28 protein-coding genes and 1 pseudogene are annotated in these 25,574 nt (G+C 44.8%); 23 read left to right on the top strand and 6 right to left on the bottom strand.

The window, feature by feature from the left end; genetic code table 11:
• Nucleotides 1-464 (bottom strand): annotated as a pseudogene (locus tag F8N00_RS04625) (hypothetical protein); the annotation flags it as partial.
• Between the two features lie 111 nt (nucleotides 465-575).
• On the opposite strand from F8N00_RS04625, the gene F8N00_RS04620 reads away from it, so the two are divergent.
• The 7 genes from F8N00_RS04620 (at nucleotide 576) to F8N00_RS04590 (ending at nucleotide 6,371) form a co-directional block, all read left to right on the top strand.
• Complete coding sequence (locus tag F8N00_RS04620) at nucleotides 576-1,133, top strand: GNAT family N-acetyltransferase (RefSeq protein WP_023468869.1); 558 nt, start codon at nucleotides 576-578, stop codon at nucleotides 1,131-1,133.
• 8 nt (nucleotides 1,134-1,141) lie between these two features.
• The gene (locus F8N00_RS04615; protein WP_035396687.1) at nucleotides 1,142-1,855 is read left to right on the top strand and encodes an alpha/beta fold hydrolase; all 714 of its coding nucleotides are present in this window, start codon (nucleotides 1,142-1,144) and stop codon (nucleotides 1,853-1,855) included.
• Nucleotides 1,856-1,941: 86 nt separating this feature from the next.
• Entirely contained in the window at nucleotides 1,942-3,033 is a 1,092-nt protein-coding gene (locus tag F8N00_RS04610) for a conserved virulence factor C family protein (protein ID WP_023468867.1), read from the top strand.
• Nucleotides 3,034-3,393: 360 nt separating this feature from the next.
• Nucleotides 3,394-3,606: a hypothetical protein gene (locus F8N00_RS04605; RefSeq protein WP_023468866.1), complete on the top strand. Its 213-nt coding sequence runs from the start codon at nucleotides 3,394-3,396 to the stop codon at nucleotides 3,604-3,606.
• Between the two features lie 79 nt (nucleotides 3,607-3,685).
• Entirely contained in the window at nucleotides 3,686-4,132 is a 447-nt protein-coding gene (locus tag F8N00_RS04600) for a BsuPI-related putative proteinase inhibitor (protein ID WP_023468865.1), read from the top strand.
• 33 nt (nucleotides 4,133-4,165) lie between these two features.
• The gene (nadE, locus tag F8N00_RS04595) at nucleotides 4,166-4,984 is read left to right on the top strand and encodes an ammonia-dependent NAD(+) synthetase (RefSeq protein WP_035396689.1); all 819 of its coding nucleotides are present in this window, start codon (nucleotides 4,166-4,168) and stop codon (nucleotides 4,982-4,984) included.
• Between the two features lie 115 nt (nucleotides 4,985-5,099).
• A complete protein-coding gene (locus F8N00_RS04590) occupies nucleotides 5,100-6,371 on the top strand; it encodes an FAD-dependent oxidoreductase (protein WP_023468863.1) in 1,272 nt (423 codons plus the stop codon).
• A 49-nt stretch (nucleotides 6,372-6,420) separates the two neighbouring features.
• Here F8N00_RS04590 and F8N00_RS04585 read toward each other — a convergent pair whose 3' ends face one another.
• Nucleotides 6,421-6,816 carry a disulfide bond formation protein B gene (locus F8N00_RS04585; RefSeq protein ID WP_023468862.1) on the bottom strand — a complete coding sequence of 132 codons (396 nt, stop codon included), beginning with the start codon at nucleotides 6,814-6,816 and terminating at the stop codon, nucleotides 6,421-6,423.
• 65 nt (nucleotides 6,817-6,881) lie between these two features.
• Here F8N00_RS04585 and F8N00_RS04580 point away from each other — a divergent pair, with 65 nt between their 5' ends.
• From F8N00_RS04580 to F8N00_RS04560, 5 genes are all read left to right on the top strand, one after another.
• Complete coding sequence (locus tag F8N00_RS04580) at nucleotides 6,882-7,772, top strand: LysR family transcriptional regulator (RefSeq protein ID WP_029342184.1); 891 nt, start codon at nucleotides 6,882-6,884, stop codon at nucleotides 7,770-7,772.
• Complete coding sequence (locus F8N00_RS04575; RefSeq protein WP_023468860.1) at nucleotides 7,756-8,868, top strand: N-acetyldiaminopimelate deacetylase; 1,113 nt, start codon at nucleotides 7,756-7,758, stop codon at nucleotides 8,866-8,868. Before F8N00_RS04580 ends, F8N00_RS04575 begins: the two co-directional genes overlap by 17 nt.
• A 234-nt stretch (nucleotides 8,869-9,102) precedes the next feature.
• On the top strand, nucleotides 9,103-10,500 hold the full coding sequence (locus F8N00_RS04570; RefSeq protein WP_023468859.1) for a cytochrome ubiquinol oxidase subunit I: 1,398 nt from the start codon (nucleotides 9,103-9,105) through the stop codon (nucleotides 10,498-10,500).
• 12 nt (nucleotides 10,501-10,512) lie between these two features.
• Nucleotides 10,513-11,535, top strand: coding sequence for a cytochrome d ubiquinol oxidase subunit II (locus tag F8N00_RS04565; RefSeq protein ID WP_023468858.1), 1,023 nt, complete (start codon nucleotides 10,513-10,515; stop codon nucleotides 11,533-11,535).
• A gap of 104 nt (nucleotides 11,536-11,639) precedes the next feature.
• Nucleotides 11,640-12,308 carry a potassium channel family protein gene (locus F8N00_RS04560; RefSeq protein ID WP_023468857.1) on the top strand — a complete coding sequence of 223 codons (669 nt, stop codon included), beginning with the start codon at nucleotides 11,640-11,642 and terminating at the stop codon, nucleotides 12,306-12,308.
• 38 nt (nucleotides 12,309-12,346) lie between these two features.
• Here F8N00_RS04560 and F8N00_RS04555 read toward each other — a convergent pair whose 3' ends face one another.
• Complete coding sequence (locus F8N00_RS04555) at nucleotides 12,347-13,123, bottom strand: Cof-type HAD-IIB family hydrolase (protein ID WP_023468856.1); 777 nt, start codon at nucleotides 13,121-13,123, stop codon at nucleotides 12,347-12,349.
• A gap of 173 nt (nucleotides 13,124-13,296) precedes the next feature.
• On the opposite strand from F8N00_RS04555, the gene F8N00_RS04550 reads away from it, so the two are divergent.
• Nucleotides 13,297-13,512 carry a DNA-dependent RNA polymerase subunit epsilon gene (locus tag F8N00_RS04550; RefSeq protein WP_023468855.1) on the top strand — a complete coding sequence of 72 codons (216 nt, stop codon included), beginning with the start codon at nucleotides 13,297-13,299 and terminating at the stop codon, nucleotides 13,510-13,512.
• Complete coding sequence (gene rnjA / locus F8N00_RS04545) at nucleotides 13,509-15,176, top strand: ribonuclease J1 (RefSeq protein WP_035396693.1); 1,668 nt, start codon at nucleotides 13,509-13,511, stop codon at nucleotides 15,174-15,176. Before F8N00_RS04550 ends, rnjA begins: the two co-directional genes overlap by 4 nt.
• A 46-nt stretch (nucleotides 15,177-15,222) precedes the next feature.
• On the opposite strand, the gene def is transcribed toward rnjA, so the two are convergent.
• Nucleotides 15,223-15,762, bottom strand: coding sequence for a peptide deformylase (gene def / locus F8N00_RS04540; protein WP_029342180.1), 540 nt, complete (start codon nucleotides 15,760-15,762; stop codon nucleotides 15,223-15,225).
• A 377-nt stretch (nucleotides 15,763-16,139) separates the two neighbouring features.
• Here def and pdhA point away from each other — a divergent pair, with 377 nt between their 5' ends.
• The 5 genes from pdhA (at nucleotide 16,140) to F8N00_RS04515 (ending at nucleotide 21,430) form a co-directional block, all read left to right on the top strand.
• Nucleotides 16,140-17,222, top strand: coding sequence for a pyruvate dehydrogenase (acetyl-transferring) E1 component subunit alpha (gene pdhA / locus F8N00_RS04535; protein ID WP_023468852.1), 1,083 nt, complete (start codon nucleotides 16,140-16,142; stop codon nucleotides 17,220-17,222).
• A 3-nt stretch (nucleotides 17,223-17,225) separates the two neighbouring features.
• Entirely contained in the window at nucleotides 17,226-18,203 is a 978-nt protein-coding gene (locus F8N00_RS04530; RefSeq protein ID WP_023468851.1) for an alpha-ketoacid dehydrogenase subunit beta, read from the top strand.
• A gap of 101 nt (nucleotides 18,204-18,304) precedes the next feature.
• Nucleotides 18,305-19,597 (top strand): dihydrolipoamide acetyltransferase family protein, encoded by a 1,293-nt coding sequence (locus F8N00_RS04525; protein ID WP_023468850.1) that lies wholly within the window; start codon nucleotides 18,305-18,307, stop codon nucleotides 19,595-19,597.
• A gap of 3 nt (nucleotides 19,598-19,600) precedes the next feature.
• Entirely contained in the window at nucleotides 19,601-21,013 is a 1,413-nt protein-coding gene (gene lpdA / locus F8N00_RS04520; protein ID WP_421017854.1) for a dihydrolipoyl dehydrogenase, read from the top strand.
• Between the two features lie 111 nt (nucleotides 21,014-21,124).
• A complete protein-coding gene (locus F8N00_RS04515; protein WP_023468848.1) occupies nucleotides 21,125-21,430 on the top strand; it encodes an SAV0927 family protein in 306 nt (101 codons plus the stop codon).
• Nucleotides 21,431-21,486: 56 nt separating this feature from the next.
• On the opposite strand, the gene F8N00_RS04510 is transcribed toward F8N00_RS04515, so the two are convergent.
• Nucleotides 21,487-22,974 (bottom strand): aminotransferase class I/II-fold pyridoxal phosphate-dependent enzyme, encoded by a 1,488-nt coding sequence (locus F8N00_RS04510; protein ID WP_035406702.1) that lies wholly within the window; start codon nucleotides 22,972-22,974, stop codon nucleotides 21,487-21,489.
• 132 nt (nucleotides 22,975-23,106) lie between these two features.
• Here F8N00_RS04510 and F8N00_RS04505 point away from each other — a divergent pair, with 132 nt between their 5' ends.
• The 3 genes from F8N00_RS04505 (at nucleotide 23,107) to F8N00_RS04495 (ending at nucleotide 24,760) form a co-directional block, all read left to right on the top strand.
• Complete coding sequence (locus F8N00_RS04505; RefSeq protein ID WP_023468846.1) at nucleotides 23,107-23,379, top strand: UPF0223 family protein; 273 nt, start codon at nucleotides 23,107-23,109, stop codon at nucleotides 23,377-23,379.
• Between the two features lie 282 nt (nucleotides 23,380-23,661).
• Nucleotides 23,662-23,850 (top strand): hypothetical protein, encoded by a 189-nt coding sequence (locus F8N00_RS04500; RefSeq protein WP_023468845.1) that lies wholly within the window; start codon nucleotides 23,662-23,664, stop codon nucleotides 23,848-23,850.
• Nucleotides 23,851-23,974: 124 nt separating this feature from the next.
• Complete coding sequence (locus F8N00_RS04495) at nucleotides 23,975-24,760, top strand: inositol monophosphatase family protein (protein ID WP_035396699.1); 786 nt, start codon at nucleotides 23,975-23,977, stop codon at nucleotides 24,758-24,760.
• Nucleotides 24,761-24,801: 41 nt separating this feature from the next.
• On the opposite strand, the gene F8N00_RS04490 is transcribed toward F8N00_RS04495, so the two are convergent.
• Complete coding sequence (locus F8N00_RS04490; protein ID WP_158581850.1) at nucleotides 24,802-24,972, bottom strand: DUF5325 family protein; 171 nt, start codon at nucleotides 24,970-24,972, stop codon at nucleotides 24,802-24,804.
• Nucleotides 24,973-25,157: 185 nt separating this feature from the next.
• Between F8N00_RS04490 and F8N00_RS04485 the strand changes: the two genes are divergently transcribed.
• Nucleotides 25,158-25,574: GTP-binding protein (locus tag F8N00_RS04485; protein WP_421017853.1), on the top strand; the 417-nt coding region annotated here is incomplete at its 3' end.

Genomic DNA, 25,574 nt, shown 5'->3' with positions numbered 1-25,574 from the left:
GTATAAGAGACAGGTTCTACCCGTGACCAATCCTTCAAGTAAACAGAAGCATGAAGACCATCGTGTTCGCTAAAATAGACCAGTTCATTCTCGATCGAGTCAAGGAAAGGAAGCGGTGTCCCTCGTTTCATATGCATTAAAAATAATAACTCCGCGATTTCGACATCCGTCAATACATCAAGCGAATGAGAGGAGCGAATATCAATAGCAGTCAAAGGATGACGCTGGACATCCGTTGATTGTGAAAACTGTTCGATCTCATGCGCTTCGATGTAATGAAGCATCGTTCGAAACGATTGTTTCGTCTGTTTGAAATCACTTCCTGAAATGAGTAAAGGACGTTTCAAATCGACGGCTGCAGCGAAATCAGAGAAATGTACTCCTGACATCGTTAATCGTTGATTTTCCTCGTCCTCATATAAGTAAAGTAACGCACTCGACATACCACTTCGCTTCCTTTCCATGACTAACTCCTTCATAATTTAATAGTAGCAAAACTTCGAATTGCCTGAAAGGATATTTACTTCTGAAAAAGGGCATACTACATAGAGAAGCATAAAGAGAGGTGATGGAGCATGTGGGGCTTGCGAAAGCCTTTCCCGGAATTGCGGACCGAGCGCTTCATATTACGTGAGCTCGAAAACCGTGACGCACGCGAATTGTTTAAAATCCTATCGGACGATAAAGTCATGTATTATTACGGATCAGATCCGCTCGTGACGGTCTATGAAGCTAAAAATGTCATCAGTTACTTTAAAGAACAGTTCACGCAAGGTAAAGCGATTCGCTGGGCAATTGCTGATGCACAAACGAATCAATTGATCGGTACGATCGGTTTTCATAACTGGCTGTCTCAATACCATCGGGCTGAAATTGGTTTTGAAGTTAGTCAAGATTATTGGCAACGTGGTGTCGCTTCGGAAGCGGCAAGAGCTGTTCTGACATATGGCTTTGAAGAATTTGCTCTCCATCGAATCAGCGCCCTCGTCGCACCTGAAAACCTCGCTTCTAACGCATTGGTTCAAAAATTAGGATTCAAAGCAGAAGGATTACTAGAAGATTATGCATACAGTCATGGTCGTTTCATGGATTTGACGATGTACCGTATGCTCGCATCTGAATGGAAGGGATGAGGTAGTCAATGGAAAAACAAACACTTGTACTCCTGCATGGATTTACAGGAGGAACAGATTATTTTAATCGGGTAGAGGCAAATTTACGACATTCCTTTGATGTCTTACCACTAAGTTTACCGGGGCATGAGGGACTTGATGTTGGTCCGGATACGATTGAAGGCTTTGCCGAATGGGTCATGCATGAACTTGATCGACGTGGTATCAAAAAGCCGATCATCATCGGACATTCCTTTGGTGGATACATCACAGCTGCAATCGTTGAAGGGTATGCGGATCAAATCAGTGGATACGGTCTTGTGTATTCGACAGCTAAAGCAGATGATGAACAAGCGAAACAAAAACGAAATCAAAACATCACACGCGTTGAAGAAGTCGGTGTCAGAGAATTCGTCAATGGTCTTGTTCCATCCTTATTCGCTGAAGGGGCAGATGAGTTCGCTGTCGCTGAAGCACTTGAAATCGGGTACATGATGACGGTCGAAGGAGCGATTCGTGCGCTCTCTGCGATGCGAGATCGGCGAGATATGACGAAGGTCTTGACGAGGTCAAACGTGAAGGGTGTCATCATTCACGGCACGAAAGATCAACTGATTTCAGAGGAAAGTGCATTTGCACCAAAGAATGATCATCTCATACATCGGTCAACAGACAGTGGACACATGGGGATGCTTGAGACACCGGATGCTTTCGTTGCAATCATCGAAGAGGCATTCAAGTAAGTTTTTGCCCTACAGTCACGTCTGTAGGGCATTTGCTTTGCATTTCAGATTAGATATCTGAAATGATAGAAATGGAGGGGATACACATGAAAATCGTAGCGATTGAACCAACACCAAGTCCAAATAACATGAAAGTCATCGTTGATGAGGTCTTTCCGGAAAAGGGGCAGACATTCGAGCATGCCTTTGGCGCACCGGAACACATTCAGCGATTACTTGAAATACCTGGCGTTAAGTTCGTTTATCAGGTCAGTGACTTTTTATCGATCGAGCGTTATCCGAAATATGATTGGCGCTCGCTTGTCATCGATATACGACGTGCTTTCGGTGAAACGTTGAATGATGTTGAACAGCACGAGACAGATGCTGAGTATGAGCCTGTCCATCTATTCGTGCAGTTCATTTTAGGCGTACCGATGCAAATCAAAGGTGTGAAAGGATTAGAAGAAAAACGAGAAGGACTGTCGGAACGTTTCCGAGAAGCAGCGCTATTCGTCCAACCATTCGTTCAGAATGTCATTAGCGATCGACGCTGGGTGGAACAAGCACCTCGATACGGAGATCTTGACGAAAGTTTGCGTGAAGTAGCGAATGAGATTGAGATTGCCTATCCAGTCGAACGTATCGAACGTCTCAAGTCGCTCGCAGCAGGAGAAGATATTACGTTTAGCGGTCAAGCGATTCAATCATCCGATTGGAAAGAACGATTCGCGGCGCTCGATGAATTACCTGTTGAGATGGAATGGGTTCCAGCTTATGCTCGCCTGTTACAGGATGAGAAGATGCAAATTCGGCGTCAAGCGATTGTAAAGCTTGGGATGTTCGAAGATCACCGAGAAGAACTGTTAGAGTATTTGACGAGTGCACTGCATGATCCGTCAGGGATCGTTCGTCGGACAGCAGGCGATACGATTTCAGATTGGGCGATGCCAGAAGCTGAACCAATGATGATGGAAGCGTTAGCGGATAAAAATAAATTAGTACGCTGGCGAGCTGCACGCTTCCTGTTTGATGTCGGAACGGAACAGTCAATCCCAAGACTGCGTGAAGCAAGCCGAGACCGGGAATATGAAGTAGCTCTACAAGCCGAACTCGCATTAACGCGGATCGAGAGTGGGGAAGAAGCACTAGGAACGGTTTGGCAGCAAATGAATCGAATGATAGATGAAAGTTCATGAGAACTTAAAAAATAATTGGGTGAGAGAATCATTCGACAAAATGAGTCACTAATTGTCTAGGTATATATTCCCTGTTTCCTAAAAATACTGGTAAAATAATCAAAATCATGTTGTCATCTTTTTGAAATCGAAATGAAATGTGTTGGAAATGCTTATTAAAACGCTTGCATCTAACAACTAAATGGATTATTCCAAAATATCCCTGATGAAATTGAAATATTGTTTTGAAATGAAATGTCGAATGACAATTTTCTTCTTTTTTCTGCCCTTTGGTACAGTTAACCTACAATAACGAATTCGGAACATGTAGGTCATCTCTTGGCTGGGCATTATGAATGAGAAAAGGGGAGAATCGGGGATATGTTACTTTTCGCTGAAACTGATTTAGCAGTAGGATATAAGGAACGGACAAAAACAGGGGTATATGTAACGATCGAAACAATCGACAGTCGTACGATTACATTAGTCGCACCAGCAAACGCGGCAGAGGATATTTGTGACGAACTGTTTGCGACAGGACTAGAGCAATTGTTTTCATTCAAGATGAATCCATCGACTTTACCTGTGGCATAAGTGAATAACCGTGCGAGAGAGGAGAATCCTCTCTCGCTTTTTTTGTGATAAAATTATTAGAGATAAAAGGAGGGATGAGATGAAACGTCTCGTTTTCATTCTGCTACTGCTTTCTGTTTGTTTAGCAGGTTGCCAAGAAAAGAAACAACAGGCAACAACAACTACGAACGAACCGATTCGGATCGCAGTCAAAACGACAAAGCAGGACGACATGATGCAATTAGACATTTCTTTAACGAATCCAAATGATCACAGTGTGAACGTGACGTATCCTTCCTCACAACGTTTTCAGGCTCAATTGATTGATGCGAAACAACACGTAACGTATGATTTTGAGAAAGAGCAAGTATTCACGCAAGCGATTGAAAAAGATACGTTCACGAAACATGAAACGAAACAGTATACGGTTGAATTACCAATCTCCTCTTTAGGTGATAGCACGGAAGTTCGCGTATCGACAATCCGTCAATTCAAGGGAGCAAGTGCAAAACAAACGACGGATCAACAAATGATTGATTCAAAATGACGATCAACACAATGTGAAGGAGTGAAGCGATTCATGCAAAAAGAAATCATCCAAGTAACAGGAGTAAAGCCTGTCATTGACCCAGCACAAGAAGTAAACGAGCGGGTAGCCTTCTTGAAAGCGTATCTCAACCATACAGGAGCAAAAGGATTCGTATTGGGCATCTCAGGGGGACAAGATTCTTCGCTCGCAGGTCGTCTGTGCCAACTGGCAGTTGAAGAGTTGCGAAAAGAAGAGGGGAAAGATGTCGCATTTTATGCGGTCCGCTTGCCTTACGGGGAACAACAAGATGAAGCAGACGCACAGACAGCCTTGACGTTCATTCAACCGGATCATTCGCTTCGTGTGAACATTAAACCAGCAGTTGAAGCATCGATGCAGGCGTTCAAAGAAGCGACAGGTGCAGAACTTTCCGACTTTAGTAAAGGAAATACGAAAGCGCGGGAGCGAATGAAAAGCCAATATGATTTAGCTGCTCATTATGGCTGTTTAGTCGTTGGAACAGATCATGCAGCTGAATTCGTGACGGGATTCTACACGAAACACGGTGATGGTGCATGTGATTTGACGCCATTGACAGGACTGAATAAACGGCAAGGGAAACAACTGTTACGTTACTTGAACGCACCAGAAGTCTTGATTGAAAAAGTTCCGACAGCAGACCTTGAGGAAAATCGTCCGGCACTACCAGACGAAGTGGCACTTGGTATGACATATGAAGAAATCGATGACTACTTGGAAGGAAAGACGATTTCAGAAGCAAGTCAAGAAAAGTTAGAGACGCAGTATAAACGTGTTGGACACAAGCATCATATGCCGGTCTCACCACTCGATGAATGGTGGAAAGCATAATCCAAAATAAGGAGGCGTGATTTCAAGATTGAAATCGCGCCTTTTTTCATGTTCTTCGATTCTTCTTCAATCGTTATGGGAAAAGAAAAGAAATGACGATTGAGGAGGCGGGAGTATGACGATTGGTATCATAGGTGGAGGGTTATCCGGCTTGACGGCAGCGGCATTATTCGCAAAACAAGGAACGCCGGTCACGCTCTGGGATGCGGGATTACTTGGAGGACGTGCCACCTCTCAAACCGTAAAAGGATTTACGTTTAATTACGGTGCTCATGCGATTTATGGACGCGATCAATCGATTCTTCGCAAATTAACGAAACAGCTCGGTATCGAAGTGACGTGGCTGGATTTCTCAGCAAGTCGTGCGAAATATGAGTTTTCAGGTCATTTGACGGCAATTCCTGCGAATGCCTGGGGATTATTGAAAACAGAAGTCATCGAAGGAACGAACAAAGTACGTTTCACATGGGAAATCATTAAAACGATTTTACGAGTCGAACGAGGGGATCCGCAACAATCAATCGGGCAATGGTTAAAAACAGAACGAGTCGATGAACAAGTGGCACAGTTGATGCTTGATTTGGCATCAACGAACTTTTTTACGGCAGAACCCGAAAAAATTCCGTCAGACGTCTATTTCGAGTATTATCAAAAACTTTTTCGGACGCGCAAGCCTGTCTCATACATCGAAGGTGGATGGCAAGGGTTAGTTCAGGAGTTGGAACGGATCATCCTAGAAAACCGTGGAGAGATCCTGAAAAAAACAAAAATAACAGCAGTCGAATCGACTAAGACCGGATTTTTAGTACGTGATCGAAAGAAACAAGAATGGAACGTCGAACGGATCATCTTTGCCGTACCACCGCGTGAAATCTTGAAAATGGCGACTCCCACTGCCATTCAGCGATTTGTTACACCGTACGCGAGCCATGAACCGGTAGAAGTATTCGTGTATGATCTTGGACTTCATCCGTATATCCAAACACCGTATTCATACATCTACGACCGTTCGCATCGAGCGTTCATCACGGATTTATCGCATTATGATGCAAGTCTTGCACCGAAGGATGGTCAAGTCCTTCAAGCAATCGCCTACCTTGAACACGATCGACTCGAGGATCCTGATTATATTGGACATGTCCGAACAGGAATCGAACAGATGCTTGACGTTCATTTTGCAGATTGGCGACAACGTATCGTCGCAGAACGAACGATCAAACGAGCAGTCGTACAAGAAATCAAATGGAAAATGGGGCAAGCGCCGCTTGCGACTCATATTCCGGATCATGCAGGTGTCGCTTTCGTCGGGGACTGGTGTGAAGGTACGGGACAGCTCTCAGAGCTTGCGTTCTCAAGCGCCGTCAGCGTCTTCAATCGATGGGCGTGATATCAAACGACAAAAAAGAGAAGTCGAATCGACTTCTCTTTTTTGTATCTTATGCTTCATTGTTCGAACGTGCTGGATAGAACGCTAGAATCAAGAGTAATGTAAAGGCAATGAGACTCATCATCGGAATCGTCAAGAAACCAAAATAGTTGACCCACTTGATGAGACAGCCGCTTGTACATAACGCTTCGCCATCGGGTAAGCGCTCAAGAATGACGTGGTACAAGGCGACACCAAAGCCGGCAAGCACATACAGGCGGACGAAGAGTGGATCAATCGTTTTCGACCGGAATAGCGAGATGAGCAAATAAAAGGCAGTCGTATACATGAATAGTCGTTGCCACCAACAGAGAGGGCAGGGGATGAATCCACGAATTTCACTGAAATAGAGACTGCCAAGCGTTGCAATCGTTGAGATGATGAACATAAAATGATAGCGTGTCATATGTATCGTCCTTTCTAACGTGTTAAACTAATGCCATCTTATATCATGAGGAGTCGAATCTCACATTGCAAGTGTCGGAAATGGAAATGTTGATCACCTTATCGGAAGAATTGAATATGAGGCGCGCTGCTGAACGATTATTCGTCTCGCAACCTGCACTTAGTCAACGTCTCGTTGCGATTGAAAGACGCTGGGGAACAAAGTTATTCATTCGTTCATCGCGTGGGTTAAGCATCACACCACAAGGAGAAAAAGTAATCGGTCTCGCAAAAGAGATGAATCGGAAGGAACTTGAGTTAAAAAGTGAATTGACGGCAGAAGAGGGTGCTGTTTATGGAACGCTTCGAATTGCCGTCGCTTCCATCATGGGGCAATACTGGCTCCCGCGTGTCTTGAAACGATTCGTTGAGCGTTATCCGCATGTCCGTGTTCAGCTCGTCACGGGATGGTCCAGTGAGATGATGCGTCATATGTTAGAGGAACATTTTCATATCGGGATCATTCGTGGAAACCCGGACTGGAAAGGTGTTAAAGAACGTCTTTTCTCGGATCCGCTCTATTTAGTCGATAGTGAGTTGACGTCAATCGAACAGTTACGCGTGACGGATCGACCATTCATCCAGTTCAAGAGTGATTCAACGTACTATCAAGAAATTTTAGAATGGTGGCAAGATCGGTTCGCAAGTCCACCATCTCGGACGCTGGTCGTCGATCAAATCGAGACATGTAAGCAGATGGCTCTACATGGAATTGGATTTGCGATTTTACCCGAGTCGACGATCCAACAATCAAATGAAGTCATGCAGCTTCCGTTAAAAACATCGTCCGGAAAGATATTAAAGCGAGATACATGGATTTTGTCTACGGAATCGATGCTTGAACTAAAACAAGTTCAAGCATTTTGGGACATCGTAAAAGAAGAAGGAGGAAGTCAGTCAGATGGAATACGCCATTGAAATGCGGCGCGCGCTTCATAAAATACCAGAACCAGGGTTCAAGGAATTTAAGACGCAAGCTTTTATATTGGAACAAATTCGTGCTTATCCACCAGATCGTGTCACGTATGATACGTTTGAAACGGGAGTTTTCGTTCGAGTGAAAGGATTGACTGGAAATCGGACGATTGGATACCGGGCAGACATTGATGGGTTACCAATCGAAGAAGCGACAGGTCTTCCATTTTGCTCGGAACATCCAGGCTTCATGCATGCCTGTGGTCACGATATGCACACGTCGATTGCGTTGGGATTGATGAAACGAATCATTGAATTGCCGGTCATGGATGATGTCGTCTTTTTATTCCAACCAGCGGAGGAAGGTCCGGGCGGGGCAGAACCGATGATTAAAAGTCCGTTGTTTGAAAAATATCGTCCAAGTGAGATGTATGGTCTTCACGTCGCACCGGAGTATCCAGTCGGTACGATTGCAAGCCGTCCAGGCGTCTTGTTCGCGAGTGCTCGAGAAGTCCATATCACGATCTATGGTCAAAGTGGTCACGCGGCATTTCCTCATTTGACGATTGATACGGTCGTTGCGCAAGCAGCCTTGATCATGCAATTGCAAACAATCGTCAGCCGATCCATCAATCCGATGAACTGTAGCGTCATCACGATCGGAAAGGTCGATGCCGGGATTCGAGAAAACGTCATCGCCGGTAGAGCTGTTCTTGACGGTACGATGCGCGCACTCAACGGGGAAGACATGGAAAAACTGGAACGACGCGTTCGTGACATCATCCGGGGAATCGAAGCTTCCTTTGGCGTCAAGATTGATCTACAATTCGGAAATCGTTATTACGAGGTCGTCAATGACCGACACATCGTTGATAAATTTTCATCATTCGTTAAGATGAATGCGAACTATATTGAATGTGATGCAGCAATGACAGGAGAAGACTTTGGATTCATGTTGAAGGAAATTCCAGGAATGATGTTTTGGCTCGGAGTCGACAATCCGACATCTGGTCTTCATCAACCAACCTTGAATCCAGATGAATCCGCGATTCCTTTTGTGATTGATTTACTCGACCATTATTTCCGAGAATATGTTTAAAAAGTTTTATGAAATAATGAAGGACATTAAGCTTTCCCTTTCGAAATCAAGAACGGGAAAGCTTTTTATATATGTAAGAATAGGAGTTTTCGAACATTTTGTGAAAAAAATCACGTGCACATGTGAACAATTTGTTACATCAAACATTATAAACAGACATAAAGGGTTATGTTCTCTATGATACGGTTATAGACCATATAGAGAAGTATGTTTTAGGAAGAGGGGGCTATATACATGTTCAATGATCCCGTATTGCTCAGTCGATTGTTGACAGGGCTCACATTAGCGTTTCACATTATATTCGCGACGATTGGTGTCGGGGTACCGCTCATGGTACTCGCAGCTGAATTCATCGGTCTGAAACGCAAAGATCCGGATTATATTTTATTAGCAAGACGGTGGACGCGTGGATACGTCGTTACCGTCGCAGTCGGTGTCGTGACAGGGACGGCCATCGGATTGCAATTATCACTACTTTGGCCGTCACTCATGCAAGTAGCTGGTCAAACAATCGCATTACCACTGTTCATGGAAACATTCGCATTCTTCTTTGAAGCGATTTTCCTCGGTATTTACCTGTATACATGGGATCGATTCAAAAACCCATGGTTACACTGGTTGATCGGGATTCCAGTCGTCATCGGTGCGACAGCATCAGCATTCTTCATTACGACGGTCAACTCCTTCATGAACTCACCAGAAGGATTTAAGATCGTCAACGGAACGCTAACGCAAATTGAACCATTAAAAGCAATGTTCAATACAGCAACACCTACAAAAGCAACACACGTCATCGTATCGGCTTATTTGACAGTCGCTTTCATCTTGGCGGCAATCGCGGCGTTCCACTTACTCCGCAAAAAAACACTCTCAGCAGCGGAAACAGCGTATCATAAAAAAGCACTTCGCTTAACGGTTATGGCTGGATTGATTTTTGCCTTCTCGACTGCACTTGTCGGGGACTTCTCAGGGAAATACTTGGCGAAATATCAGCCAGAGAAACTCGCGGCTGCTGAATGGCATTTTGAAACAACAAGTGAAGCAGAATTGATTTTTGGTGGGATACTTGATCAGCAAGAAGACGGCAGTTATGAAATCAAGGGAGCCGTCAAAATCCCATATGCACTCTCGATTCTTGCGGGTGGAGCTCCAGATACAGAAGTCATTGGTCTAAATGAGTTCGCAAAAGAAGATCAAGCACCGCTGATTGTTCACTATTTCTTCGATATCATGGTTTCGATTGGTATGTATTTGGCTGCCATCTCTGCCTTGTTCATCTTGGCATTCCGATTGAAAAAATTAAATCCTTATAACAAATGGATTTTAAGAGGTGTCTTCATCGGTGGACCTCTGGCGATGATTTCAATTGAAGCAGGTTGGATGTATGCTGAAATTGGTCGCCAACCTTGGACACTTTACGGCATCATGCGGACAGCAGATGCGGCGACGACATCAACTGCCGTCGGTCCGATGTTGATTCTATTCAGTGCCTTGTACTTGATGCTCGGTACGATTTGTACAGTCGTATTATTACGGATGTTCAAGAAAAACCCGGTTGGAAAAGAACTTCAAGAACTTGCTGAAAACCACCACGCACGTGGGGAAGCTATGTTCGTGGATGATAACAAGTAAGGAGGGAACGATTTGGACGTTCAAACACTAGGAATTACGGTCCTTTGGACTTTCCTGTACGGATATCTCATCGTTGCCTCAATTGACTTCGGTGCTGGATTTTACGCCTTTTATTCAAAATATACGAAGCGGGATCATTTAACGAATCGATTGATTCTTCGTTATCTCTCACCAGTGTGGGAGGTAACGAATGTCTTCTTCGTATTCTTCTTCGTCGGATTAGTCGGGTTCTTCCCGGATACCGCTTACTATTTCGGTACGGCACTACTCGTGCCAGCCTCGATCGTTCTCGTATTGATTGCGATTCGTGGTAGTTTCTATGCATTCGCCAATTATGGATCAAATGACAGCATGTTCTATACGTTCTTATATGGAGCAACTGGTCTATTGATTCCGGCGGCGATGTCAACGACATTGACGATCAGTCAAGGTGGATTCATTCGTAAAACGAATGAAACGGTTGAGTTTTTAGGAACAAAATTATTTACGAACTTTTACTCTTGGTCGGTCGTAGCACTCGCTATCGTATCCGTCCTCTATATCAGTGCGATGTTCCTCTTGTTCTATGCAGATAAAGCGAAGGATGAAGGGGCTACGCCATTGATTCGTAAGTGGGCGCTCTTCTGGAGTGGTCCGACGATTCTAGTCTGTGCACTCGTCTTCTTTGGATTGAAAAATCAAGCGGCATGGCACTATGAGAACATCTTAAACGGGAACTGGTGGTGGTTCGCTGCTAGTTTCATCTTCTTCCTCGTTGCGGTGACACTCGTCTACATGAAGAAGAATTACGGAATTGCTTTCGTCGCGGTCATGCTACAGTATGGAGTGGCATGGTTCGGTTACGGTTATACGCACTTACCATATATCTTGTATCCATATATCGATATCAACAAAGCGGTCGTTAACGAAACAATGGCTTCCGCACTCGTCGTTGTCTTCATCTTCGGACTCTTACTCTTGATTCCGGCGTTGTACTTGATTTTACGACTCTTCTTGTTCGATAACGATTATGTACGTGGGAAATCCTCAAAATAATGGATGAATACACGCCTCTGCGAATCGCAGGGGCGTTTATAGTATTTTTAAATTGAATCGGGTACACTACTAAGGAAGAGCGATTGTGAAGGAGAGTTGTGAAAATGAATGGAGAGTTTGCAGTAATTGGACTAGGGCGCTTTGGTGGCTCGATTGTCCGTGAATTATCGAAAAATGGCTATGATGTCTTAGCGATTGACTCCGACGAGGAGCGCGTCAATGAATTCATGGGAATTGCGACGCATTCCGTCATCGCGGATACGACGGATGAGAACGTCTTAAAGAGTCTAGGAATCCGAAACTTCGATCATGTCATCGTTGCGATCGGGGAAAATATTCAAGCATCCATCTTGACGACATTGATCTTAAAAGAGCTTGGGGTACAATCGATCACCGTTAAAGCGACGAACGATTACCACGAAAAAGTATTACGAAAAATCGGAGCAGATTTCATCGTTCACCCCGAACGGGATATGGGAGTCCGGATTGCAAATGGTTTAATGAGTTCCAATATTCTTGACTATCTCGATTTATCTCAAGAATTTTCGATCGTTGAAATTAAAGTCAGTGATCGGATGGCAAAACAAACATTGATTGACCTGGATCTACGGAGCAAATACGGAGCGAACGTTGTCGCCATTAAACGTGGAGAAAACGTTCTGATTTCTCTACAAGCTGACGAAATGATTGAAAAAGGGGACTACCTCGTCGTCATTGGTGAAAATGAGGACCTCGACCGTCTAGAGCGTGCGATTCATAAAGTGAAGAACTAAAAAAAGCTGAGGCGCGCCTCAGCTTTACATTTACTTAATTAAATGAGTTGGAATTCTTTTAATCCGTGTGCGATACCGTCCTCAAGGATGGGTTTCGTGACATAGTCAGCGGCAGCTTTCGTTTCTGGAAGTCCGTTGCCCATTGCAATACCCGTTCCGACGTAGCGAAGCATCTCTAGATCGTTTAAAGCATCACCAAATGCAAAGGTATCTTCGCGGCGAATATTCGTCAATTTCAGGAATTGTTTGATCCCTTCTGCTTTCGAAGAACCGACATTGATGACATCCATTGCATGTGGGTGCCAACGAATGAAATCAAATGCGTCATAGCGTTTAACATAATCGCTCTCTTCTTCAGCCGTACAGTAGACGAGCGTTTGGAAAACATCATGCGATAAAAATGCTTCTTCATCGTGAATCGGCAACGGCATATCAAGCTCCCCGAGTGAATCGACGACATGAACATCATTTGATTTCGTCGTGAAGCCTTTTGTTTCGCCAAGATAAACGAGTGTATGCCCGTTTTCTTTCGCTTGTTGCGTTAAATGCGTTAAATCCGTCTTCGGTTGTGGACGTTTGTAGATGATTTCATTTTGATGAACGACGATTTGCCCGTTATAGCCGATAATCGTATCGATGTTGAGCAGTTCACGGATTCCAGACAACATCGCAGGTCCGCGTCCGGTTGCAAGGGCTACATAGACACCATTTTCTTGAAGCTTACGAATTGCCTGTTTTGTTGATTCCGGAACAAAATGACCATCATGCAATAAGGTTCCGTCGATATCGAAAAAGACGACTTTCTGATTTGCCATGGTTTCACCTTCTCTTTTTAATTGGTCAAAATGACCTGTTCACGTGAAAGTATAGCATAACCAAAAGCGTGTTGCCTGAAGGGAACATGCGGAATAAGGATGAAAAATAGTCCGTGTATCGTGTATACTGTACTAAGGACAAAAAACAATGTACTGATAAGGAGTTGCTAGGCATGATTTTTAAAGTATTTTACCAACCGCTTCGTTCGGAAGCACCTGTTCGTGAACGGACAGAAACAATGTATGTAGAAGGGGAAAGCATTCGTGACGTGCGATCAACGATTGACCACCTCAAAGATATCAACATCGAGTTCATCCGCGAAGTCAGCGGAGAATTTTTGACATACGAACAACAACATCCTGATTTCAAGGTTGCGACGTTCGAATGAAGTTCGTCAAAAACCATCAAGCCGCCGTTTTCGCACTCGGTGGACTAGGGGAAATCGGGAAGAACACGTATGTCGTTCAATTCCAAGATGAGATCATCGTCATTGACGCGGGTGTCATGTTCCCAGAAGATGAATTACTCGGAATCGACTATGTCATTCCAGATTACACGTACTTGATCAAGAACAAGGATAAGGTCAAAGGCGTCTTCATCACACACGGTCATGAAGATCACATTGGCGGTCTGCCATTCTTGCTCAAACAAGTGAACTTACCGATTTACGCTGGGAAGATTGCGATGGGTCTCATCAAGGTGAAGTTAGAAGAACATGGTTTGCTTCGCAACGCGGAACTGCATGAGATCGATGAGGATTCGGTCATCAAGTTCCGGAAGACAAGCATCTCGTTCTTCCGTACGACACACTCGATTCCAAACTCGTTCGGTGTCGTCGTCAAAACGCCACAAGGGAATATCGTGCATACAGGGGACTTCAAGTTCGATTTCACGCCAGTTGGAGAACCGGCTGATCTAGCTAAAATGGCTGAACTCGGTAAGGAAGGCGTATTGTGTCTTCTATCGGACTCAACGAACGCAGAAGTGGAAGGGTTTACGATGAGTGAACGTGTCGTTGGGGAAACGATCTCAGACATCTTCCGTAAAGCGGAAGGACGGATCATCTTCGCGACGTTTGCGTCGAACATCTATCGTCTGCAACAAGTCGTCAATGCTTCTGTAGAAGCAGGACGGAAAATCGTCGTCTTCGGACGTAGCATGGACAAGGTCATGATGATTGGTCAAGAACTTGATTTCATCAAAGCGCCGAAGGGTACGATCATCGAACCAAACGAGATGAAACGTTATAAATCAAATGAGTTGACGATCCTTTGTACCGGCTCACAAGGAGAACCGATGGCTGCACTTAGCCGTATCGCAAACGGAACACACCGTCAAATCTCGATCATTCCGGATGATCTCGTCATCTTCTCTTCGTCACCAATCCCAGGAAACGTCGTTTCTGTCGGAAAGACGATCAATCAGCTATATAAAGCTGGTGCAGATGTCATGTACGGTAAACTGAATGATATCCATACATCAGGTCACGGTAGTCAACAAGAGCAGTTGCTCATGTTACGTCTATTGAATCCGAAATACTTCATGCCGATTCACGGGGAATACCGGATGCTGAAGAAGCATATGTCGCTTGCGATGGATGCTGGCGTACCGGAAGAAAACTGTTTCGTCATGGATAACGGTGAAGTACTGGCATTAGATGCGAATGCAGCCGCTATCACTGGGAAGATTCAAGCGAATGCGGTTTATGTCGACGGAAAAGGAATCGGAGACATCGGAAACATCGTTTTACGCGATCGCCGTATTCTCTCAGAAGAGGGACTCGTCGTCGTCGTCGTGACGCTTGACTCGAAGACGAATCGTCTCGTCTCTGGACCGGACATCATCTCGCGTGGTTTCGTCTACATGCGCGAATCGGGTAATTTGATTAAAGATGCTGAACGTCTACTCAAGCGTTCACTTGATCAATCGCTCGCGAACCGTAATACGAAATGGACGGACATCAAACAAGTCATCAATGATACTCTCACACCGTATTTAACAGAAAAAACACAACGTCATCCGATGGTCATGCCGATCATCATGGAAGTCTGATTCAAAAAAATCCTCGTCTCCGAAAACGGAAACGAGGATTTTTGTATTACGTGGCAGGGCCGTATTCCTTGAACGGTTCTTTTTTATCAATCCGATCATAAAACATGACGCCATCTAGATGGTCGTATTCATGTTGGCAGACGATTGCTTTCATCCCTTTTAAACGTAATTTTATAGGATTTCCGTTATGATCGATGCCAGTTAGGGTAATACGCATATAGCGCGGTACATGTCCTTCGACTTCACGGTCGACGGACAGACATCCTTCGCCGCCCGTTAAATAGGTCTGCTCGACGGAATGACTGATGATTTTTGGATTATAGATACCAAATTCCAGCAAATCATCACCATCCGGTAAGCGGATCGCGAACATGCGCTTGTTGACACCGATTTGTGGTGCTGCAAGTCCAATGCCGCTTCGTAAATCGTATTTCTTCGCAATTTCATCATCTTGACTGTTGGCGAGGAACTCGCGCATGAGTCGCATCGTTTCCTTATCCTCATCGCTGAGAGGGAAGGTCACTTCTACTGACCGTTCGTGAAGAGCAGGAACGTCTTCGCGTACGATTTCATTCATGGTGATCATGAACAACACTCCTTTCGTCTACAAAAAGTATAGCATAGGAAAGTGGGGAATGATGACAACTAACACAGTAGGAAAATATCGAATGATACAGAAGATGGAATATTCTAGTTTTGTGATTGAATTCACAATGTGAAACGCGAAAAAAATAAAACATTTCCTTTGATTTTAAGGTGTTACAGATTTATACTTGTAACGTAATGAACAAGACACTATAACGTGTCGATTCATGATAATACAGTTTACTCAACTGAATAGGTACACAGACACATGTTCAAAGGATAGTCACACGGGACTTCGTTTTTTGGACACTATTGTCATGTGGGCAAATCAGTCAGAGGAATATTTCGCTGAACGCAGTGAAAGGATGAGGTGAAAAGATGAACGTAAACATGTTTAAAAACGTGGAAGAAAACTTTGAAACGTTCCGCATTCTTGACGAGAAAGGTGAAGTCGTCAATAAAGACGCTATGCCAGACCTCTCGGATGAAGAGCTTACGGAATTAATGCGCCGTCTCGTATACACACGTATCTGGGACCAACGTGCAATCTCACTTAACCGTCAAGGACGCCTTGGTTTCTACGCTCCAGTAGCTGGACAAGAAGCGTCAATGATTGGTACGCAATTCGCTTTGGATAAAGATGACTGGATTCTTCCTGGATACCGTGATATTCCACAAATGGTCTTCCATGGCTTCCCACTTTACAAAGCATTCTTGTTCTCACGCGGTCACATCACAGGTGGTAAGATCCCTGAAGGTGTTAACGTCTTAATGCCACAAATCATCATCGGTGCGCAGATCGTTCAAGCGGCTGGTGTTGCTCTCGGTCTTAAGAAAAGCGGTAAAGAACAAGTCGCAATCACTTACACAGGTGATGGTGGTTCTTCACAAGGGGACTTCTATGAAGGTATGAACTTCGCTGGAGCTTTCAAAGCACCTGCAATCTTCGTCGTTCAAAACAACCGTTTCGCAATCTCGACACCTGTCGAAAAACAATCTATGGCGAAAACAATCGCTCAAAAAGCTGTCGCTGCTGGTATCAATGGTATCCAAGTCGACGGTATGGACGTTCTTGCTGTATACGCAGCTACGAAACAAGCGCGTGTTGAAGCACTCAACGGTGTTCCGACATTGATCGAAACATTGACTTACCGTTACGGACCACACACACTCGCTGGTGATGATCCAACACGTTACCGTACAAAAGACATGGATGATGAGTATCAAGCACAAGATCCACTCGTCCGTTTCCGTGCTTTCATGGAAGCAAAAGGTCTTTGGAACGAAGATAAAGAGAACGAAGTCATCGAGCAAGCTAAAGCTGACGTTAAGGAAGCACTTGCACAAGCTGACAAAGAACCAAAACAAAAAGTTACAGATTTCATCAACGTGATGGCTGAGAAGCTTCCACAAAACCTGCAAGAGCAGCTTGATGAGTATACAGCAAAGGAGTCGAAATAACCCATGGCACAAATGACGATGATCCAAGCGATCACTGACGCAATGCGCGTCGAGATGAAACGCGACGAACAAGTTCTCTTGTTCGGTGAAGACGTCGGTAAAAACGGTGGGGTATTCCGTGCGACAGAAGGTCTTCAAGATGAGCTCGGCGAAGACCGCGTCTTCGATACACCACTTGCAGAATCAGGTATTGGTGGTCTTGCTGTCGGATTCAGTCTGACAGGATTCCGTCCAATCATGGAAATCCAATTCTTCGGATTCGTATTCGAAGTATTCGATTCAGTCGCAGCACAACTTGCGCGTCTCCGTTACCGTTCAGGCGGCACATACAGTGCACCTGTTACAATCCGTTCACCATTCGGTGGCGGTGTTAAAACACCGGAACTTCACGCAGATAACCTCGAAGGACTCATGGCTCAGTCACCAGGACTTAAAGTTGTCATTCCTTCAACACCTTACGATGCAAAAGGTCTTTTGATCGCGTCAATCCGCGACAACGACCCAGTCGTATTCCTCGAGCACATGAAACTCTACCGTTCATTCCGCGGTGAAGTGCCAGAGGGCGATTACACGATCGAACTCGGAAAAGCTGATGTAAAACGTGAAGGTACAGATGTAACAATCGTCACTTACGGTGCGATGGTACACGCTTCACTTAAAGCAGCTGAAGAGCTCGAAAAAGAAAACATCAGCGTCGAAATCATCGACTTGATGACAATCAGCCCAATCGATATCGATACGATTCTTGCTTCTGTCAAGAAAACAAACCGTGTCGTCGTCGTTCAAGAAGCACAAAAACAAGCGGGTATCGCTGCAATGGTTGCAACTGAAATCCAAGAACGTGCAATCCTTGACCTCGAAGCGCCAATTCTTCGTGTTGCTGCTCCAGATACAATCTTCCCATTCGCACAAGGTGAAGACGTCTGGATCCCAGATCACAAAGATATCGTTGAGAAAGTCAAAACTGTCTACAATTTCTAAGAGCATTTCGGAAAATAAGGAGAGGGGTCCATTCTCTCCTTGCTTCCGTTTTTACAGATAACAATCGACTAGAAGAGTGAACTAAAAGGAGGCATATTCAAATGGGTTTATTTGAATTCAAATTGCCGGATATCGGTGAGGGTATTCATGAAGGTGAAATCGTAAAGTGGTTCGTAAAAGCGGGCGACACTGTCAAGGAAGACGACGTTCTTCTTGAAGTACAAAACGATAAAGCAGTCGTTGAAATCCCATCACCAGTTGATGGTACTGTTAAAGAAGTTAAAGTTGACGAAGGTGTCGTAGCTGTCGTTGGCGACGTCCTCATCACTTTCGAAGTCGAAGGCGAAGGTTCTGCTCCTTCTGAAGAAGCAGAGCAACCAAAAGCTGAAGACAACGCGAAAGACGTTCAAGATACGGATCAAAAAGTGGAAGACAAACCAAACGAGGTTCAAATCCATAAATCAGAACGCGTCATCGCGATGCCATCTGTCCGTAAATATGCACGTGAAAAAGGTGTCGACATCCGTGAAGTCCAAGGTTCTGGAGACAACGGTCGTGTCGTCAAAGAAGACATCGATGCATTCGCAAACGGTGGTCAAACTTCTGAAGCACCAGCAACAGAAGAAAAAGCACCAGCTGCAGCTGCTTCTGCACCAAAAACAGAAGTTAAGCCATACGTTGCTGCTCAACCTGAACTTGAAACACGCGAGAAAATCAAAGGAATCCGTAAAGCGATTTCGAAAGCAATGGTTAACTCGAAACATACAGCTCCACACGTAACACTCATGGACGAAGTCGATGTTACGAACCTCGTAGCACTCCGTAAAAACTTCAAAGAAGTTGCGGCTGCTCAAGGTACGAAATTGACTTACCTTCCGTTCGTCGTAAAAGCATTGACTGCTGCTGCTAAAAAATACCCAGCAATCAACGCATCAATCGACGATGTAAACGAAGAAATCGTCTACAAAAACTACTTCAACATCGGTATCGCTGCAGATACAGACAACGGTCTTGTCGTACCAGTCGTTAAAGATGCAGATCGTAAATCGATCTTCTCACTCGCTGACGACATCAACGACCTTGCTGGTAAAGCACGCGAAGGTAAACTTTCTGGCGAAGAGATGAAAGGCGGATCAATCACGATCACTAACATCGGTTCTGCTGGCGGTCAGTGGTTCACACCAGTCATCAACCACCCAGAAGTTGCAATCCTCGGTATCGGCCGTATCGCTGAAAAAGCAGTCGTTAAAAACGGCGAAATCGTTGCTGCACCAGTTCTTGCACTTTCATTCAGCTTCGACCACCGTCTCATCGATGGTGCAACTGCACAAAACGCGCTTAACTTAGTTAAACGCCTATTGAACGACCCACAACTTCTCATCATGGAGGGATAAGCAATGGTAGTAGGTGAATTCGCACAAGAAACAGATTTACTCGTAATCGGGGCTGGCCCTGGTGGTTACGTTGCTGCAATCCGCGGCGCGCAACTCGGTATGAAAGTAACAATCGTTGAACGTGAAAACGTCGGCGGTGTTTGCTTAAACGTTGGATGTATCCCATCAAAAGCCTTGATCACTGCAGGACATAACTTCCAGCATGCTAAAGGTGCAAGCGATATGGGGATCACTTCTGAGAATGCAACTGTCGATTTCTCGAAAGTTCAATCTTGGAAACAATCTGTCGTCAACAAATTGACTGGCGGCGTTAGTGGTCTTCTTAAAGGGAACAAAGTCGAGACTGTCGTTGGGGAAGCTTACTTCCAATCAGAAGATACAGTCCGTATCATCAACGAAGATTCTTCGACTCCTTACAAATTCAAGAAATGTATCATCGCGACAGGTTCGACTCCAATCGAACTTCCAGCTTTCAAATGGTCAAAACGCGTCCTTTCTTCAACAGGCGCATTGAACCTTCCTGAAATCCCGAAAAAACTCATCGTCATCGGTGGCGGATACATCGGGATGGAGCTTGGTACAGCGTATGCGAACTTCGATACAGAAGTCATCATTCTTGAAGGAACAAAAGACATCCTTTCTGGTTTCGAGCCTGCTATGACGCAAGTCGTTAAGAAAAAGCTCAAACAAAAAGGTAACATCACAATCCACAACGAAGCACTTGCTCAAAGTGTGGAAGAGTCGGAAGATGGCGTTAAAGTAACATTCGAAGTCAACGGTGAAGCACAAACAGTTGAAGCGGACTACGTCCTCGTTACTGTCGGTCGCCGTCCGAACACTGGTGATCTTGGTCTTGAAATGGCAGAAGTCAAAGTCAGCGACCGTGGTCTTGTCGAAATCGACGATCAGTGCCGTACTTCAAACGAAAACATCTACGCAATCGGTGATATCGTTCCAGGACCACCACTTGCACACAAAGCTTCATTCGAAGCTAAAATTGCTGCTGAAGCAGCTGCAGGACACCCTGCATACCTCGACTACAGCGCGATTCCAGCGGTCGTCTTCACAGATCCAGAACTCGCTACAGTCGGTTACACGGAAGCACAAGCGAAAGAAGAAGGACTCGATTACATCGCGTCTAAATTCCCTTACGCTGCGAATGGTCGTGCACTTGCACTCAACGAGCCAGACGGCTTCTTGAAAATGATCACTCGTAAATCAGATGGTCTCTTGATCGGCGCGCAAATCGCTGGTACAGGCGCATCTGATATGATCGCTGAAATGGGACTCGCAATCGAGTCTGGTATGACAGCTGAAGATATCGCACTCACAATCCATGCACACCCATCACTCGGTGAAATCGCAATGGAAACTGCTGAAGTTGCAATCGGTAGCCCAATCCACATCATTAAATAATATCGAAACACCTCATACACGGGGAGCCGACCGTGTATGAGGTGTTTTTTTGTTTGGTCTTGATACAAAAAAAGGAAAAGAAAAAGTAAAAATCGGAGAGGGTGGACGCACATGGAATCCGTGACTACCTTAGAGGAGCTGTATTACGTATCGGAAATGGATAAGGTTCGTTTTGTCGGCTGGACGACCGCACTCGCCCGCTATGATTTTGCTGTCGTCTGTACGGGACAATTCTTCGGGAAAGTACTTGTCGTCAGTTTAACCGGTGGTCAGTCAGCGTTACTCGATCAACAGGATGTGTTGAATGGAGATGTCTTAATTCGTACATTTGCGATTGAACGAGAGGATGTCGAAGTAATCGGTGAAGCACTCGCAGCATTCATTCCTTGTTCACCAAACGATGAGTACGCAGAATGAAATGACAAAAAAAGCAGTAATCCTCATTAACTAAGGATTACTGCTTTATCTTGTCTTCACCGAATCGCATTCGATTGTTGAATGACTTTGATCGTCTCAAGCGAATGATCTTCAAGACCTTGAACCGGAAGACCGGCTTCGATGTTTTCTTTAATATAGGCAAGGTTGTCTGCCGTGATCATTTCGCCTGGGATGAAGATAGGAATACCAGGTGGATATACCATCATGAATTCAGCTGAAATCCGCCCGACCGCATCGACCAACGGAATCGTCTCTGTCTCTTCATAGAATGCATCACGAGGACTGAGAGCGAGCGCTGGGATGTCTGGAAGAACAATCGAATGATCAGTCGTCTCGGCGCCATTATTTTGATAACGTGCGACAAGTAATGACATCGCATGTAAAAAGGCATCAATCGTCTCTTCTGAGTCGCCAGACGTGATGATGACGAGAATGTTGTTCAAATCAGAAAGTTCAACTTCGATCCGGTGTTCTTCACGTAAGAACTCTTCGACGAGGTGACCAGAAATGCCAAGCCCTTTGACGGAAACAAGCACTTTCGTTGGATCAAAGGCGAACGTCGCACTCGAATGAAGATCGGATTCACCGAAAACAGCGAGATAAGGAAGCTTCGCTAATCCAAAGCGCATCCGTGTCGCAAGTTCAAGTGCCCGACGATTCATCGCTTCACCGTTGATCGCAAGATGACGCCGAGCGCAGTCAAGAGAAGCGAGCAACAGGTAAGATGTCGATGTCGTCGTCAACATCGAGAGCACTGCTTGAACTTTATCTGGAGAGACAAGTCCGCGACGAACGTTCAGGACAGAGCTTCCTGTAAGTGAGCCACCGAGTTTATGCACGCTGGTTGCAGCAAGATCAGCTCCTGCTTGCATCGCAGACAACGGCATATCTTCGTGGAAGGCGATATGGACGCCGTGTGCTTCGTCGACGAGTACCGGAATACCTTTACTATGGGAAAGCTTGACGATGCTTTCTAAGTCACCAGCAACGCCGAAATAGGTCGGGTTGATGACGAGTACTGCTTTTGTATCGGGATGAAGTGCAAGGGCACGTTCTACCGCGCTTGGTGTGATGCCGTGCGCGATTCCGAATGTCTCATCGAATTCAGGGTGAATGAAAATCGGATGCGCACCAGAAAGAACGATAGCTGACATCACCGATTTATGCACGTTCCGAGGAACGAGAATTTTATCATCAGGTCCGACGACACTCATGATCATCGCCATGATGGCCGTTGAAGTTCCTTGTACGGAAAAGAACGTTTCGTCGGCGTGGAAGGCTTGAGCTGCCAATTGATGAGCTTCCTTAATGATTGCCTTTGGATGATGGAGATCATCAAGGGGAGCGATATTGATTAAATCGATATCGAGCGCATTCTGACCGATGAACGATCGAAAGGCTGGATCCATTCCCTGACCATTTTTATGACCGGGAATATGAAATTGAATTGGTTGACGTTTCGCATGCGCGAGTAGCGCATCGAATAAAGGTGTATCGAGCTGTGTTAAGCTTTTTGTTTGCACCAGATTTCCCCCCTTAAAACCGAATAAAAATACAATCAAACAAGCTAACTATAACAAGTTTTCGGACGGTTGCAACTGTTTTATGCTTCTTTTCCGTGTAAAATAGAAAAGTGCAGAAAGGAAGTGGGAATGATGGCATTGAATTATCCGCTCAATTCCGATTGGTCGACTGAAGAAATCGTGAAAGTCATCGACTTCTTTAATTTAGTCGAGCAAGCGTATGAGACAGGTGTTGAACGACAACGGTTGCTCGAAGCGTATCGTGAATTCAAGCAAATCGTCACCTCGAAATCCGAGGAAAAACAGTGGGATCAGTTTTATATGGAAGAGACCGGTTGCTCGAGTTATCGGACGATGCAACAAGCAAAACGTCAGGAAGAACCGATTGTTCGTATGAAGAAATAATTGGATCATGAAGATAAGACTCCTATGCGATCGCGTAGGAGTCTTATCTTTTAATCCGACTGGAAATGTGCGGGAAATGATCAACATTTGTTTAAAGTGGAAAGGAAGCGGCTATATACTACATACAAGACGTTGGCCTTACAAATATGTGAAACTGTATTTTTTAAAATTAGATGCTTTACATCTAAGTTGAATCGTACTATTATAGATTCAATCCACTAATAAGTCGCAATTGTCTGACAAATTAAACCTCTGTTTATCCCGCGAAGGAGTGTGGTTACTGTGAAACAAGTGATAGAAGCATACAAGAGAAAAGATGCAGAAAAACGCATTCCTGTATTGCGTCTCGAAATCGATTATGAGCTTGCTACATTACACGATGCGATGGTGGCAAGTGACGCAGAAGCTGTTGGCGCAAGTAAAGAGCGCCTCGAAAAATATCGTCAAGAGATGGTACGTCTTGAAGCTTGATTTCAACGTTCCAATCTCTACCTTATAATAAAATATCAACTCTTCAACCAGCGAACTGTTCGCTGGTTTTCTTTTTTTGTTACTATAGAAGAAGCTGGAAACAACGATGAAGGAGTGAACTCAAATGCAGATTGAGTTGGATGCGATAGATTTGATCAAACGAGCGGGAAAGTACATTCGCGAAAAAATTGATGGTTCGTATCACGTCGAACAAAAAACCGGAAAAAGCGATTTAGTGACAGAGATTGATCAAGCCGTCGAGGATTTATTGATTCAAGGTATTTTAGATCGCTATCCGAATCATCATATTTATGGGGAAGAAGGGCGAATCGCTCGACCTGATACACTCGAAGGCACGATCTGGTTCGTTGATCCGATTGATGGAACGATGAACTTTATCCGTCAAAAACGAATGTTTGCCATCTCGATCGCGATTATGGTGGATGGTGAGTTACGCTATGGATTCGTCTACGATGTCATGGCGGACGAGTTGTTCCATGTCATCAAAGGGCATGGTGCTTATCAAAACGGCATACGATTACCACAAATCGAGGAGCGGAGTGTTAAAGAAGCAATCATCTGTATGAACGCGACCTGGGTGACACCAAATCGTCGAATCAATACGGATCGTCTTGCACCACTCGTACGACACGCGGTAGGTGTACGAGCAATCGGTGCAGCATCACTCGAACTCGCATGGACAGCTGCAGGGCGTGTTGACGGGTATATCACAATGCGTAATATGCCTTGGGATTACGCAGCCGGTCAGTTGTTGATTGAAGAGGTCGGTGGGCGTGTCGGAACGATCACAGGTGAATCGATGTCATTTCTCGAACAAACGAGTGTGCTAGCAGGGAGCCAGACGTTCGTTGAAGATGTGTTGACATTCGTACAAACACAAGAGGATTGAAAAAAGGTTTCTTTCGTCTTGAACGAAAGGAACCTTTTTGCTCATGCTTGTTTTCGTAAACGTGCTTTTAAGACGAACCCAGCACCCATCGTAACAATCATCAAGATGACAGAGGCGATCGTCATCGGGACGTTTTGTTCCGCGATGAAGATGCCGATGGCTGCCATGGATCCTACGGCAAGCATGGCGAGTAATAAAAATAGCAGGCGCATGTTCTTTTCCCCCTCTACCCGTGAGTACGTTAACAGTGTAGCGTGAATGAAGGATAATGAAAAGGCTTTCGGACTGATGTCGAATCTTAGTCATTGCCAATTAGGACTCTACCTGTGCTATACTCTTAAAGTTGACCGAAAGTATGATAAGATTTATTTAAATGAATAGAAAGAGGTACACACCTATGACAACATTAGTACGAAATGATTTACGCAACGTTGCGATCATCGCCCACGTTGACCATGGTAAAACAACATTAGTCGATGAGCTTTTAAAACAGTCTGGTACGTTCCGTACGAACGAACAAGTCGAAGAACGCGCAATGGACTCAAATGACATCGAGCGGGAACGTGGAATCACGATTCTTGCGAAAAACACTGCAATTGATTACAAGAACACACGCATCAACATCGTTGATACGCCAGGACACGCCGATTTCGGTGGAGAAGTTGAGCGAATCATGCGTATGGTTGATGGCGTTATCCTCGTTGTCGATGCACGTGAAGGCTGTATGCCACAAACACGTTTCGTTTTGAAAAAAGCACTCGAGCAAGGACTTCAACCAATCGTCGTCGTCAACAAAATTGACAAACCGATGGTC

The sequence above is a fragment of the Exiguobacterium sp. A1_3_1 genome (assembly GCF_048985645.1).
Taxonomy (GTDB): Bacteria; Bacillota; Bacilli; order Exiguobacteriales; family Exiguobacteriaceae; genus Exiguobacterium_A; species Exiguobacterium_A indicum.
This window is presented reverse-complemented; position numbering and strand designations above follow the sequence as displayed.